The sequence below is a fragment of the Aldersonia kunmingensis genome (assembly GCF_001646865.1).
Lineage (GTDB): Bacteria > Actinomycetota > Actinomycetes > Mycobacteriales > Mycobacteriaceae > Aldersonia > Aldersonia kunmingensis.
Genome location: NZ_LRRB01000278.1, coordinates 1 through 13,487, shown reverse-complemented (window position 1 = coordinate 13,487; position 13,487 = coordinate 1). Strand labels below are relative to the sequence as shown.

The window sequence follows — 13,487 nt, the reverse complement described above, 5'->3', positions numbered from 1 at the left end:
GTTCTTGTTGGCCCAGATTCGCCAGATGCCGGACCGATTCCCCGGTTCACCGATCCCGAAGCGAATCACGCCTCCGGGGTCGTGTAGTGGTTCAGTCGATGTCTTGCCATGGTCGTCTGTCAACGTTGTGTAGATCGGTTCTGCCGCCACAACCGTGACGCTACAGCGATCGACGATGAAGCCCGACGGAGTTGAGTCGTAGTCGCTATGTGAACGAGTCCGAGCTATGCCAGTCACGCGAGTTCGGAAACGTTCGGCAGCACTGGGTTTCGTTGGCTCGCTGCGCTGCAATGGCCGATGTGGACATGTCTATCTCCCCTGCGATCGACATCCCCGGCGAGCAACGCATCCCCCGTGAGCCGGACTCAGTTCGTCCAACAACTCGCCACCGGACGAGCGGGAGTCGACGTGATCGGCAGTCGATGCGCCCGCATTGCGACAGTCGAGAGTTATGTCGATCTCAGGCCCGCATATCCAGCACACTAAACGGCTTCCCGCTTGGTCGTTCGACGGAACGCCGATAGCGCGGGTCGGAACAGTCCGGTTCCGCGACATGATGGTTGCCTACGAGGCAGATGAGGGCGGCGTTGTGCTTCTTGCCTTCGGCACGTTTGCGGTCGTAGTAGGCGCGGCTGGCCGGGTCGTGCAGCGCTGCGAATGCGGACAGGAACAGCGCTCGTTTGAGTTTGTGATTGCCCGAGCGGGCCGGGAACTCGCCCCGGATCGAGGAGCCGGAGCGATGGGTCACGGGCGCGATCCCGGCGTAGGCGGCGAGGTGCCCGGAGGTCTTGAACGTCGAGCCGTCGCCGACCTCGAGCAAAATCCTGGCGCCGGTCCTGACCCCCGACGCCGGGCATGGAGGTCAGGACTCGGGAAAGAGGTTGATCATCGAGCATCCTCTCGATGTCCGCCGCGAGCGACTGGCGTTGCTGCACAGCGGCCTTCAGCGAGTCCGCAAGCTTGGGCAACACGATCTCGGCAGCCTTGGCGCCGGGCACGACGACGGTCTGCTGCGGCAGCGCGGCGATGATGAAGGCATCGCGTGCGTCGGTCTTGGCTTGTCCCGGATACAGATCCGCGATTCGGAGCATCGCCAGCCCGGGCAGGTAGGAAATGTCGTGACCGCACGCGCGGGCCACAGCGACCGGCAGCGCGCCGATCGTGTTGGGCTGGTCGACCACGATCAGCAGCGGCCCATGTGTGGCGAGCCGGTCGAACATCGCGCGAAGCTTGGCCTCGTCGTTGGGCAGCGCCTTGTCGAACAAGCGCTGACCCGCCACCTTCAGGCCGACCGCGTGGTGTTCGCCTTTGCCCACGTCAACACCGCAATAGACCGCGTACCTCGGTTCCACGTGGCATGTTCCTCGTCGTTCGTTCCGGTCCGGTCGCCGATCCGGCATTGACGCCCGGCACCCACGTTACGAAGCGACCTACCCTCGGCCCTGTCCCTATCAGCGGTCCGTCGATGCCGCCAGCTCACGGCGACACCACCCCCGGATCATTGGAAAGACAGGGGCAGGAAGTCATACCGGAGCTGGCGACCGAAGCCCTGCTTCCAGGGCCACGAGAAAGGTAACGGGGGAAGGGCTGCGCCTATGCCGAGGGCGCGCGGTCGGACTGGCGTGGGGCCCCACCCTTTTCGGATGGCGCCCGCGCTACGTCGACCAACGGCGGTCCCAACTCCAACTCGGTGTCGGTGATCTACACCGCCACCAATACGGTCGCCGCCCGTATACCGGTCGGCCAAGGCTCCGAACGGTTTGGCGCTCACCCCGATGGCGCTCGGGCCAATGACACCGACGCGTACGGCAAGACGGCGTCGGTTATCGCGATACCCGAACTATGCCCGAGGCCCCAACATTGGGAAGGGACTGGGACGTGTGCCGGTCAGAGGTTGAGACCGTCATGTCTCGTTGCTTGATGGGGAGGCGAGTGCTGGCGGAATCCAGATCGGCGGTGCGCCTGTGGCTCTCTGCTCCCCGAGTATTCGCGACTCGCGACGCGCGGCGGCGCCGCGTTCTCGGTCGGATCATAGAGGTCTTTCGTCATTGCTTCTGCTCGATAGAGAGCAGTTTCGGCGTCCTCAACCGTGTTGCGCAGCCGGTTAAGAGTGTTGTGGTCGATTCGCTCTGCTGCTTGTTCGGCTCGGTGGATGTCACGGCCCGTGATGAGGCGGTGCTCGTCGTTGGCGCCGCGTAGGTCGTCGATGGACGCGGTCGCCGCGGTCCGGGCCTGGTCGACAAGATCGAGGAGGTAGCGTGTGTCGGTGGCTACGGCCGCGAGTTCCCGTCTGGTCGGTGTAGCGGATTCGCCGCTGGAGTCTTTGGTCAGCACCGCGAGTCGGGCAGCAGCAGTTTCTGCGGCGCGGTCGAGGAGGATCCACTCGTGCTGGGCATCGATGGCGGCGTCGCGGTAGGACCGCTGTTGGTGATGCGCTGCGCGCATGCGAGCCAGCTGTTCAGCAGCGTCGTGAATTGCGGGCGCGGTCCCGGCGTCGAGCGCTAGGGCGAAAGCGAGCGCCTGATGGCGAGCTTCGGTCGCCGCGCGGTGTGCGGCCTCGATGCGCGCAACGGCGTGCGGGAATTGTGCTTCGGCACTCGCGAGTTCGCCGAGCAAAGTCAGCGGTTGGGCCGGGTCGACCGGTTGGCGGTCGACTGGCGCAAGCTCGCTGTCCGGTGGCGGCGGGATTTCGTCGTCGGCGGGTGGTTCGTGCGGAAGCGGAATGTCGAGTCCATCCGAATCGTTCGCTGTGGCACTCGGGGCATGTTTGGCTTCTGCAGCTGTGGTGCCGTGCTGCTCGAATTGTGGAACGGTGTAAGCGAGGAGTTGTTCTTCCTCCTCGACGGTCATCGGGGGCTGGTCAGGAAGCATGGAGGCGGTGTACGTCGCCGTTTCCCGAATGAGCAATTCGATCCGAACTGCCAGTGCGGAAGCAAGGTCAGAGCCCCGTACCGGGGTGTTGTCCTGGCCCGTCATGAGGAGATCCGTGGCGGTGTCGAGGAGTTGGTGTGGGGTCCAAGGGGTGTGGCGGGCGGATTCGATGGCAGCGACGAGAGTGGGCCACGCGGGGTCGGTCATGACCCTATTGGCGCGGTGAGCGCCGAGGGCGTCGGTGAGGACGTTGGTCCAGTCTGGGCGGACGGTGGTGGTGCCTGCGTCGGCTTGGAGTGCGCCGGGGTCGAGGGTGCGGGCGAGTCGCCACCAGAGTGCGGCGGCGGGGAGTTCGTCGGGCAGCGCCTGTTCGTCGACGAGAGCGCAAGTGAGGGTGGTGATGTCGACGCCGGCACGCGCGAGTTGGTCAAGGTTGTCGGCGAGTGCGGGCCAAAACGGGTCGTGTGCGAGGTGGGGGTCGAGCGTGTCGGCGAGGGGTTGCCAGCGCGCGGCCGCCGCCGCTGTGTCGGCGCCGACCGCCTCGACTTGGTCGTGGAGGCGGCGTTGTTCCACCCAAGCAGCGGCGGCGTATTCGCTCGGTCCGGTGGGCCGGCGATCGTGGTCGGGGATGCCACGCGCGGCACGGAACACCGCCAGATCGGCGAGCAGCCGGTCGTTCTCGCCGACGAACTGACGTGCCCACACGGGTGCCGTGGTGGGTGTCCATTCGGCAGACATTGCTGCGACTTGACGCGCGTGTGCCTGGACCTCGTACGCGCGCGTGGTGAGGTAGGGGCCCCAGTCGTGGTGGCCGGTGAGGCGGTCGGGGAGGGCGGGCAGCCACGGTAGAGGTCCGGGTTGGTGTGAGTGGCGGCCGGTGTGGTCGAGGCGCCAGTCGAGGACGGCGGCGGTGTCGCGCGCGCCGTGAAGGTCGGTCTCGGCGACCGTGTCGGCGAGCATCTCGATCGGGTTGCGGCAATTCACGGCAAGGGTGGCGAGGTGGCGGCGCAGCACCGGCCACGCCGCCTCCTCGGTGATCCCGGGAACGAAAATCTTCGCGGCGTAGTCGATCTCACCCATGTAGTCGGCACCGAGGTGGTGCTCCGCGCCGGCGCCGACGGCGTCGTCGTAGGCAGCGGCCGCGTGCCGGAGCAGGGCACGTGGGTCGGCGAGTTGGCGTCTTGTGGTGTGCGCGGAGGGTTCGGCTGCGTCCCGGGTGAGGATGTCGCGGAGCATGTCGATGCCGGTGGGTGGGCGGAGTCCGTCGGCGGTCATGACGGTGTGTAGGTCGCCGTCGCTGGCGGTGGGGAGGTAGAGGTGGTTGGCGTGGCGGCCGCGGGTGGCGGCGACGTAGAGCAGTTCGCGGGTCTCGCTGCCGGACAGGATGGTGTGGCAGGTGTCGGCGGTGAGGCCTTGGGCGGCGTGGATGGTGCGTGCGTAGCCGAGGGTGGTGTGCTCACGCACGTAGTCCGCGGGCAGGGTGACGGTGCGCTGCAGTTCGAGGTGTTGGACGCGCAGGCTGCCGTCTTTGTGGACGTGGTCGACGTGCCAGCGGTCGCCGTTGCGGACCCAGTCGGTGGTGGTGATGGCGAGGCGGCGGTCGTTGCGGCGGGTGCACACGATATCCCCGACGCTCGCACACAACCCGTCCGCGAGCGCCACTTCCCGGTCGCCGGTGTCACGACCGAGTGTGCGCTGCAGACGATTCAGGCGCCCGTTTCGACGGTCCGAATCGGCTTGCGTCAAGCGGTCGGTGCGGGCGCGGGCGTTGAGGTCGTTGACGGTGTCACGGGTGTAGGCGAGCATCACGGCGTCGTGGCCGGAGGCGCGATCACGGGCCCACGCTTCGTAGCCGGCGTCGGTGATCGACACCGCGGAGCCGGTGTGGATACGGCCGTGGTCGGCGTAGAACCCGAGCGCGGTGTCGTCCCCGGTGCGCAGGGCGAGGGAGGCGGGGCCTTCAGCGGGGTCGCTGAACCGGACAACGTGGGAGAGGGTGACCGCGCCCGTGGTGTCGGCGATGTCGCGCAGGATCCCGCCCGCACTGATGGCGGCGAGTTGCCGGTCGTCGGCGACCAAGCGCACGTCGGCACCCCGGTCCAACAGATAGGCGACGGCGAGGTCGAGCTCGCGGGTGCCCGCCATCCCGGCTTCGTCGATCACCACCAACGTCCCCGCACCGATCGATGTGAACCACCCCGGCAGCGCGGTCGCCGGCAGCAAACCAGCACCCAGATTCAGTGCGCGGGCCCGGATATCGGGTCGCACCGAGGCGGGGTCGGTGGCCGCTTGGCTGTAGATCAGGTGGTCGAGTTTGGCGAGATTATCGGTGCTGGTGTTGATTTCTTCGCGCAGGACCGCGGCTGCGGCGGCGGTCGGGGCGAGCCCGAGCACGCTGCGTCCGGGGGTGTTGGTCCACGCGCGGGCGAGGGTGCGCATGGCCGTGGTTTTCCCGGTCCCCGCAGGCGCCAACGCGAGTTGCAGGCGTCGTCCGGAGGTGGCGAGTTCGCGGACGAGGGTGGCTTGGCCGGTGTTGAGTTCGCGTCCGTTGGCGGCGGTTTCGAGCAACGCCAGCGACACGTCGAGGTCACGCGCGATGACGCCGCCGGTGCGTTTCGCGGCGGTCAACAGCCGGGTTTCGGCGGCCAGGATGTCTTGGCTGGTGTAGAGATCGGTGCCCGCGGTGGTGTACACCGGGGTGCCGTCGCGGCGCCGCAACACCGCCGGAGTGAGCCCCTCCGACCCCTCGACAGGCGCGCGGAGCGCGACGGCGCGGCGCGGGTCGCACGCCGCATCCACCAGTCGCCCCGCCACCGAATCCATGTCCGTCACGGGTATCTCGGCGCTCCGCAACACCCGTTCGGCTTCGGCGCGCAGGTGGTTGGGTTGCCAGCGGGCGCGCCGCATCGAGACGGCGTCGACGATCCGGTCAGCCTGCTCGGCGATCCATGACTCATCGATGGCCGGCCCGGGTGCGGCGGGCTGGGTGAGGGTGTCGGCGAGCATCGCCGCCACCGCATCGGGCCCATCGAGAATATTTTGGGCGTCGGTGTGCCAGGTGGCGCGCTGATCGGCGAGGGAGCGGGGTTCGTGTTTGGCGCCGCGGGTCTGAAGATTCGCGGTTTGCGCGAGCGCGACAGCTTCGATCGGGGTGGGTTCGCGACCGTGATCGCGCTGGAACTGTTGGGCGAGTTGGCCGATGCGGTGTTCGATCGCGGCGCGCCTGCCTGACCAGGCGGCGTTCAATTGGGGGTCGATGCCGACGATTTCACGGACGGGTTGTTTGCGCCGATCGGGGTTCGGGCGTTCCTCGAATCGGACGGCGAGCCGGTCGACCAGGTGTGCTTCGAGGCGGGTGTTGTACACCTCCGACGCGGCGACGGTGAGCTTGTGCAGGGGCCGCGCATCCAGCGCGAGCCACCTTGTTTGCCCGTCCGGCCCGGTGGTGTGGACTTTGTTGGAGATGACGAGGTGGGTGTGTAGGTCGGGGTCCCCGGCGCGGGAATCGCGGTGGGTGAAGGCGGCGGCGATGAGCCCGTCGGCGTCGACCTGGGCGACCCCATTGGTGCCCAACCTGGTGTAGGCGGCGTGGGTTTCGAGGAACCGCACCGCATCCCGCACGGCGGCGTCGTGACAGTCGGCGACGGTGTCGGCGACCTCCCGCGGCGCGAGGGCCCACAGGGTGGACACGGATTTGACGGGGGAGAACGTGCAGTCATAGCCGGCGACCGCGTCGGTCTGCTGGCGCGACAGGCGTGCCATCCACCCGGAGTGTTCCCGCTCATCCGACGGGGCCCGCCCGTACTCCTTCTCGAAGAATTCCTGGGACACCTGGGTGCGGACAGCCGCTCGGATCTCGGGGCGGATCGGTGCATTCCATTTCGCGCCGATCTCGTCGTTGAAAGCCTGGAATCGCTGCGCGACCTCCACCCGAAACTTGGTGGCGCCGGTGTAGATCTGGAACGGACGCCCCAACCGCGTGAGCGACAGCGCGACCTGTTCGCTGCGCCCCGCCGCGATCGCGGCACCCAATATTTCGTTGGCGTTGGGGTGCAACCCTTCCCCGAACATTGCCTTCATCTGCTCCTCGGTGACCCGGTCCCCAGCCTCGATTCCGTACTTACCGTCGCGGTCCAGACCCGCCAAACCCGACCCGAGCCAGGTGCCGGGGGATTCGCCTTTCTCGGCGTAGTAGTCGCCGAGGCTGGTGCGGCCGAGGTCGGTCGCATCGGCGGCGGCGACCTGGCGGGTGAGGTATTCGTACCCGTCCCCGGCGGTGAGTTTGTGCAGACTCATCACCCCTCGAACGTGTCATCCCTCCCTGTGAAACCGGCTGTGGCTGAGACGGGGTGAGACGCCCGCGACCGAACCGTGACCTGAATGCAAGAGGTGTGAGGTGTTTGGGGTCTCTGGATTCTGGTGTCGGAGGGAGTGGGGTGTGAGGGTCGGTCGGTGTCAGGAGATGTCGTCGGTCGAGTGGATGAGTGGTTCATTCGGATGTCGGGGTTGATTGTCGGTCGGATCGAGGATCCGCCGGCTGGATGCGCCCGATGGCGGCGGCGTCGCGATCGGAAGGAGCCGACTGTGACAACGACCAAGAAGGATGCGCGCGACCGGGCCCGCCGACGGATGGCTGAACGGATGGCCGCGATCCAGGAACGGGAAAAGGCGAACGAAGCGGATCTCGCTGTTGTGTTCGCGGCGAGCGAGACGCTCGCGACCGCCGAGCGTCGCCGCGTCGCGACGATCGCTTCCGCGGAAGAGGAGTTCCGGCAGGCGAGTGAGCGAGCCACTGTCACCCGCGTCGACGCGTTCGCGCGGATGCGTGAGCGCGGCGAAACGGTGGACAGCATCGCCGAGCTCACCGGTGAACCGGTCGGCGAAATCCGCAAGATCCTCAAGAACGGCGGCGACGCCGCGACAAGTCCGGCCGAGACCGTCGGCGCCGCGGCCGGGGTCGGTGTCGACGGTCGTCCGGCGTGACGTGGGTTCGGGTCACCGCGTCCCGCAGGGTTGGGATTGTGTACCCGGGGGTATCAAGTCGCGGGACTTATTCGGTGCATCCGATCTGGAGGACACATTTCATGGCGCAGCGTCAGCTCACTTCGGTCCCGCGGTGGGTTTTGGTGGCCTACGGCCGAAGTGCATTGTGGTCGTGGCTGGCGGCGAGTCTGGTCGCCGGCAGTTTCGCTGCGGCGAGCGTCGGCTCGTCGCACGGCAGTGATGCCGCGGTCCTGGCGCGGGACGTGCTCGCCCTCGGCGCGGGTGGTGCGATCGTGCGAGTGATTGCCTTGCACCTGAGATTGCGGCGCGTGTTCGCCTCCGACGATCCGGTGGTCCGGGCTTCGTCCGTCGGTGTGGCCCGGGGTCACCAGCGCTCGGCGATGGCGCCCCGGCACCGGGTGGGCGAGGCGGCCGACCGCACGCGAGGTGTTCCCTCCGGCCGCGCGGGTCGGCGCGCATGGCGCACCGACGCCATTGACCGTCAGTTTCGCGTATCGATCGCAGCGTTGAGCGGTGCGGGTCTGCTGCCCGGCTGCGGGGACGTGCTCGGTGCCGGCGGAGCGCACGGCGCGGGCCGGACAGGCCCGGCCCGGGGCGGTCATCGGGGGAGCACGTATCTCGGGGTCGGAACTCGGACGTTCTGGTAGACGAAGAAGGGGAAGCTCGCGCTGACGCACGCGATGTGGACGTCCTGACCGGCGAACCACAGGGTCCCGATCGGCTGCGCGCCGCCGACGATGACTTCGTCACGCACACCGCTGTACGGGGTCGGCCCGGCGGTTCCGAGCAGACAGGCCCATGTTTCGCCGGCCGGTGCCGTCAGCACGATTTGTTCGCCGCTCGGCCTAATCGATGGGGACGCTGTTGCTGTGGCATTTGTCCCGACTGCGAGGGCAGCGGCGATGAGACTCGCGTATCCGATCGTCTTCGGTCTCATGTTCGGTTCTTCTCCGTTGGGGTTCCGAACGGTTGTATCGGTCGCGACTGGAGTCGGTCGCGACCGACCGTGTGTTACGGAGGGGTCGAATGTCGGTTCCGTAGCGGTAGGCAACATCCGGCTCGTCTGGCCGCCCCTCGAAGTTGTCGGCGCACCGACTTGTCGACACCACTGGGGTGCGCCGGCGACAGATCGGCGGAGTCGGCCGGATCGGCAGCGCTCGGAGTCGGCGCGCGTCTGACTGGCGTGCTCGCGGGCCCGGATCGTTCGGACGCGCGCGGCGCGGAGGAAGGGCGTAGGTTACTTCACTGCGGCGGCATCGAGGGCTGCATCGAGCGTCGTGTGAATCGTGAGTAGCTTGTCGAGGCCGACCAGGCGCAGCGGTCGGCCGACCGCGGGTCCGTCTGCGACGACGGCGAAGTGCGCGAATCGGCCGATCTGTTCGTGCGTGGCGATGAGTACCGTCATGCCCGTCGACGCGAGAAACTCCACCCCAGTCAGGTCCACGATGACCGCGACCGGCCGGTTCTCGAGCGAATCCTGGATCGCGTCGGCGAGCAGGGGTGCGGTCACCATGTCGAGCGTTCCGCTGACACCGAGGACGACCACGTTGTCGTGCCATGTCACGGCGATTTCGACTTCGTTCGATCCGATCCCCGGCTCGGCACCTGCGGCCGCCTCGTCTCCGGTCCCCGATTCAGCCACCGCTCACCACCTGTTCCACCAGCCCGCGTGCTGCAGCGCGCGGACTGTTACGTCGGACGACGACATTCTCATACTGGGGGTTCCTTTGAACAGGGACATCGATGAGACATGAGACCCGCTCGGTTCGCTGCGAGGCCGGATTCGTTTCGACTCCACACCGATGACGACGGTGTGGAGGCGAGTGAACGGGTTGGCTCACTTGTTGATGTCGAAGAACGAATCGCCGTCCTCGGGTGTGCCGTCGATCTGTCCGTGTGTGTGACCGTGCACGGTCGGGTCCAGCCGATCGATCGCGTCGTTGGACTGCAGATGGATCGAATCATCCGCGGCGTCGATGTCAGGGGCGTCGATGTCGGCGGGGTCGAGGTCAGCGGCGTCGATGTCAGTGGGGTCGATGTCGTCGGGTCCGACGTCGGGCACCTCGGACGCGAGACGCTCATCGAGGGATTCATTCGCCTCGGCGTCGATCCACTGCTCCGGTGGATCGACGACCTCGTCGCCGTCGTCGTTGCGGACCTCGTCGGAATCGAGTTGCTCTGCTGGCGTCAGTGGGTTGTCGTCGGAGACGTCACGTGCCATGCACGCCATTGTCGCCGAGCACGGGCACACACGGCGGGCTGTTCGCGACGACGATCACCGGAAAATTCAGGGTCGAAATCGGGTGCTTCCCCGATGTGTAAGCATGCTCGGGCGAACAACACTGGCAGGCATGACAACCTATGAAAGCGGTGGCGTGAAGCGCCTGACCCGTTCGAGTTCCGACAAGATGGTGGCCGGCGTGTGCGGTGGCCTGGCCGAGTACACAGGCTGGGACATCACCCTGATCCGCTTGGCGCTCGTCGCGGCGACCGTGTTCAGCGGCGGCGCGGCCATCATTGCCTATCTGGCGGCGATCGTGATCATGCCCGCACAGTGAAACGGTCCTGCTGCGATGGTGTCGTCCGCTTAGGGCGGGTCTGTTTCCGTGGTCGCGTCGGTGGTTCAGGTGAGCGCGGTCGTGGCGGCGTGGAGGCGGTCGCGGGCTGCATGGCATGCGCGACCGAGGACACACATCTGCTCGAACAGTTCGTCCTCGCCGGCGGTCTCGGCGATATGGCTCAGCCGGGTAGCGGCGATGATGTAACCCCTCCGATAGGACTGGGACAGGACGGCGAGCGCGTAGTGGTTCGCGTCATGGGCGCGGGCGTCGCCGATCGCGACGTCGAGTAGCGCTCGGCGCAGGTAGTCGCTGCGCATGCCGGCGGTGCGCTGGAGTTGGGCGGCGACCAGGGCCGCGGTGTGAGCCTGGCCGGCACGCGCCAGGCGGGCGATGACGGTGTAGAGCTCGGCGAAGTCGGGGCGATAAAAGTCGGTCTCGTCGAGATGCTCGGCGATACGGGTGACCGTGGTCGCAGGCGACCAGAGCAATGCGTTGAGACACTGCGCTTCCGGGTCGAGTTCGAACCCGCCGCTGTCGCGCGTGTCGATGGCCTCGTCGCCGATGGTGGCGAGGATTTCCGGATCACCGAGCGGACCCAGCGCGACCGGGGCGGGTGCGGTGCTCATGATGCTCTCCTCCGAATCGGTGGCGGGTCGCGGAAATGTCATTCGAGAGTTCAGTCGGGTAGGACGAGGTCGAGTCCGGCGCGAATGTCTCGCCCGGCGGCCGTGAGTAGCGTTTCGAGGTCGGTCCCGGTGGGGCCATCGGCGATTGCCACGTCGTAGACGCGGTTTCCGGCGAGTGTGGCCAGCGCACGGGTCGCGGCGCCGATCGCAGTGGCGGCGGTGGTGAGTTCGCGTGCGAGTTCGCCTCGCAGGGCGAGAATTTCGGCTTCGTGGTCGGCCCACGCGGCGTCGTTGTGGTTGGTGTCGGCGAGGCTCATCCAGGGTTCCTGGTTCAGGCGGCGGGGTGGAGGGCGGCGATACGGTCGGGCCGGTAGCCGGCCCACGCGTCGTTGGTGGTGATGACGACGGGGGCCTGCAGGAAGCCGAGGCTCATCACGTGGTCGCGAGCCTGCGAATCGGTGGTGATGTCGATGGTGTCGTATTCGATTCCGGCTTTGTCGAGCGCACGGAATGTGGCCGTGCATTGCACGCAGGCGGGCTTGGTGTAAACGGTGACTTTCATCGAATAAACCTTTCAGGGAAACAATTCCCTAGAATGACATCCAGTCTAGCAATTCCGTGGTGGGTGAACAATTATTTCCGGACGGTGCGGCGGCAATTCTTGATGCGTTTCCGTCGATATTCCGTGAATTGTTGTTGTTCTGCTCCGGTGAGAATTTCTGGTCGAGTTCGGCGGTGATGGTGGTGGCGGGACCGGCGGCGTGGAAGATGTCGCGCGGCGGGGTGTGGGGCTGTTCGGTCCAGATGTTGAGCAGTACGAGCAGTGCCGTGGCGGGGAGGTGGTCGCGGATCCAGATGTGCGCGGCCGCGAGGTCGGTGCTGTCGTGTTCGAGGTGTTCGGTGCCCGCTCCGGCTCGAGTGCGGATGGTGAGGCTGGTGTGGATGCTCATCGCCTGCTCCGGAATGGTTGAACGGGATTATTGAGATGCCGCGCGGAGTGGAGAATTGCGGAGTGCGGCAACGGGTTCCGGGGTGGACCTACCGGCGGCCTGGTATCGGGTGGAGAGTCCGTTTCGGTGCCCGGGAGCCTCGATCACGGTGGCGGGTCGGTCGCTGTTCGTGCGGTGGGTGGGCGGTGGTGAGTCCGTCTGCTTCGGCGAAGACCGCGGTGCCGGTGTGTGGAGGTGGTCCGCGATCCGGTGTGCCGGGAGCCGAGGGTGGGCACGAGTTCGTGTCGGGTGCCGGTGTTGTCGCGACATTCGCTCGTCGATCCCGGCGGCGCTGGTTCTCGATGCTGGTCATTTCGGTTTCCTCGAAATGTGGTGGTGGGGCGTGCCGCGTCCGGCGAATTCTTTTGCCTTTGTGGCGAGGGAAAGAAATAACGCATCCTGCGGTCGGAATGTGAATGTGGGAAGCGCCGGTGAACAATAGGAATGTTTCTGCCAGCAGCGGCGAGCGTGGGCAAAATTTTCGCCGAGCCCGACACCCGTGGGGGGTGCACCCCGTGACGTCCGGGGGGGTCATTGGGGCTGCTCGGTGTCGGTGTCGGGGTCGAGTGCGGCGGCGAGGTCGCGCACGGTGTCGAGGACTCGGGTGGCGGTGGCGGCGATGAGATCGGGGTCGGCGCCCGACCATCCGGCGATGTAGCCGACGCTGTAGTCGCTGGTGTCGAGTCCGTGCAGGGCGGCCAGGACGTAGGCGACCGATTCGGCTTCGGTTTCACACACGCCGCGATGTCCGACTGTGGTTGCGTTATCGGGTCCTGCGCTGGTGGGCCCGGTGTGCAGGACGGCGTGTGCGGCTTCGTGGAGCAGGGTTTTCGCGGTGTGGGCGGGGGACAGGCGGGCGTCGATGACGATTCGGCGGGAGCCGTCGAGGGTGGTGTAGCCGTTGGCTTCTCCGCTGATGGGGTCGCGTTCCACGCTCCAGCCGCGGGCGACCAGCACTGCGGCGGTGCGGCGGTACAGGTCGGCGGGGTCGTTGCCGGTGAGGCGCTGGCAGGGGTGCTCGGGTTCGCCGGGGTGGCCTTCGATGGGGTCGGTTTGGTCGTGGGCGAACACGGACAGGATCGGGAACCGCGCGAGGGTGTGTTCGGTGTCTTGTCCGGTGTCGGGGTCGGTGCTGGTGATGGTGCGCCGGCTGTAGCCGTAGATCCGGATGGCCTTCTCGCCCTTGCGGACCTGACGGCCGCGGTCCTGCCATTGCCGAAAACCTGCGACCCGGGTTGCGGTGGGGTGCTGGGACAGGATCAGGATCACGTTGTTGAACGAGTAGGTGTGAAACGCGGCGGCGAAGTCAAGAAATCGCCGCCATTCGTTGGATTCGGCCAGGGCGGCGACCTTGGCCGCCAAGTCATCGCGGAGTTGTGCGGCGAGCTGCTCACGTTCGCGGCTGCGGCGGGTGCGTTCGGCGTCGCCGACCGGGC

Annotated in this window: 11 protein-coding genes and 2 pseudogenes; 4 read left to right on the top strand and 9 right to left on the bottom strand. The window is 67.0% G+C overall.

Annotated elements, in window-relative coordinates; translation table 11 throughout:
- Positions 1-568: 568 nt before the first annotated feature.
- Positions 569-1,352 (bottom strand): annotated as a pseudogene (locus A8G08_RS26875) (IS110 family transposase); the annotation flags it as partial.
- A 332-nt stretch (positions 1,353-1,684) separates the two neighbouring features.
- Between A8G08_RS26875 and A8G08_RS28525 the strand changes: the two are divergent.
- Positions 1,685-1,921, top strand: a pseudogene (locus A8G08_RS28525) (hypothetical protein); the annotation flags it as partial.
- Here the strand turns inward: A8G08_RS28525 and mobF are convergent.
- Positions 1,888-7,167: a MobF family relaxase gene (gene mobF / locus A8G08_RS22130; protein WP_068278884.1), complete on the bottom strand. Its 5,280-nt coding sequence runs from the start codon at positions 7,165-7,167 to the stop codon at positions 1,888-1,890. The pseudogene A8G08_RS28525 and the gene mobF overlap by 34 nt on opposite strands.
- Before the next feature lie 288 nt (positions 7,168-7,455).
- On the opposite strand from mobF, the gene A8G08_RS22125 reads away from it, so the two are divergent.
- Together A8G08_RS22125 and A8G08_RS22120 are read left to right on the top strand one after the other, a co-directional pair.
- Positions 7,456-7,854, top strand: a complete 399-nt coding sequence (locus A8G08_RS22125) for a hypothetical protein (protein WP_157108733.1) — start codon at positions 7,456-7,458, stop codon at positions 7,852-7,854.
- A gap of 101 nt (positions 7,855-7,955) precedes the next feature.
- Positions 7,956-8,522, top strand: coding sequence for a hypothetical protein (locus tag A8G08_RS22120; protein WP_068278881.1), 567 nt, complete (start codon positions 7,956-7,958; stop codon positions 8,520-8,522).
- 590 nt (positions 8,523-9,112) lie between these two features.
- On the opposite strand, the gene A8G08_RS22115 is transcribed toward A8G08_RS22120, so the two are convergent.
- Together A8G08_RS22115 and A8G08_RS27660 are read right to left on the bottom strand one after the other, a co-directional pair.
- Positions 9,113-9,517, bottom strand: coding sequence for an STAS domain-containing protein (locus A8G08_RS22115; RefSeq protein ID WP_245672948.1), 405 nt, complete (start codon positions 9,515-9,517; stop codon positions 9,113-9,115).
- Between the two features lie 195 nt (positions 9,518-9,712).
- The gene (locus tag A8G08_RS27660; protein ID WP_187344509.1) at positions 9,713-10,105 is read right to left on the bottom strand and encodes a hypothetical protein; all 393 of its coding nucleotides are present in this window, start codon (positions 10,103-10,105) and stop codon (positions 9,713-9,715) included.
- Positions 10,106-10,226: 121 nt separating this feature from the next.
- On the opposite strand from A8G08_RS27660, the gene A8G08_RS22105 reads away from it, so the two are divergent.
- A complete protein-coding gene (locus tag A8G08_RS22105; protein WP_068278906.1) occupies positions 10,227-10,433 on the top strand; it encodes a PspC domain-containing protein in 207 nt (68 codons plus the stop codon).
- A 65-nt stretch (positions 10,434-10,498) separates the two neighbouring features.
- Here the strand turns inward: A8G08_RS22105 and A8G08_RS22100 are convergent, their stop codons facing one another.
- The 5 genes from A8G08_RS22100 to A8G08_RS22080 all read right to left on the bottom strand — a co-directional run.
- Positions 10,499-11,062 carry a DnaB-like helicase N-terminal domain-containing protein gene (locus A8G08_RS22100; RefSeq protein WP_068278901.1) on the bottom strand — a complete coding sequence of 188 codons (564 nt, stop codon included), beginning with the start codon at positions 11,060-11,062 and terminating at the stop codon, positions 10,499-10,501.
- 50 nt (positions 11,063-11,112) lie between these two features.
- A complete protein-coding gene (locus tag A8G08_RS22095) occupies positions 11,113-11,379 on the bottom strand; it encodes a hypothetical protein (protein WP_068278879.1) in 267 nt (88 codons plus the stop codon).
- 14 nt (positions 11,380-11,393) lie between these two features.
- Positions 11,394-11,624 carry a glutaredoxin-like protein NrdH gene (nrdH, locus tag A8G08_RS22090; protein ID WP_068278878.1) on the bottom strand — a complete coding sequence of 77 codons (231 nt, stop codon included), beginning with the start codon at positions 11,622-11,624 and terminating at the stop codon, positions 11,394-11,396.
- Between the two features lie 28 nt (positions 11,625-11,652).
- Positions 11,653-12,012: a hypothetical protein gene (locus tag A8G08_RS22085; protein ID WP_068278876.1), complete on the bottom strand. Its 360-nt coding sequence runs from the start codon at positions 12,010-12,012 to the stop codon at positions 11,653-11,655.
- A 570-nt stretch (positions 12,013-12,582) separates the two neighbouring features.
- Positions 12,583-13,487: ArdC-like ssDNA-binding domain-containing protein (locus tag A8G08_RS22080; RefSeq protein ID WP_068278874.1), on the bottom strand; the 905-nt coding region annotated here is incomplete at its 5' end.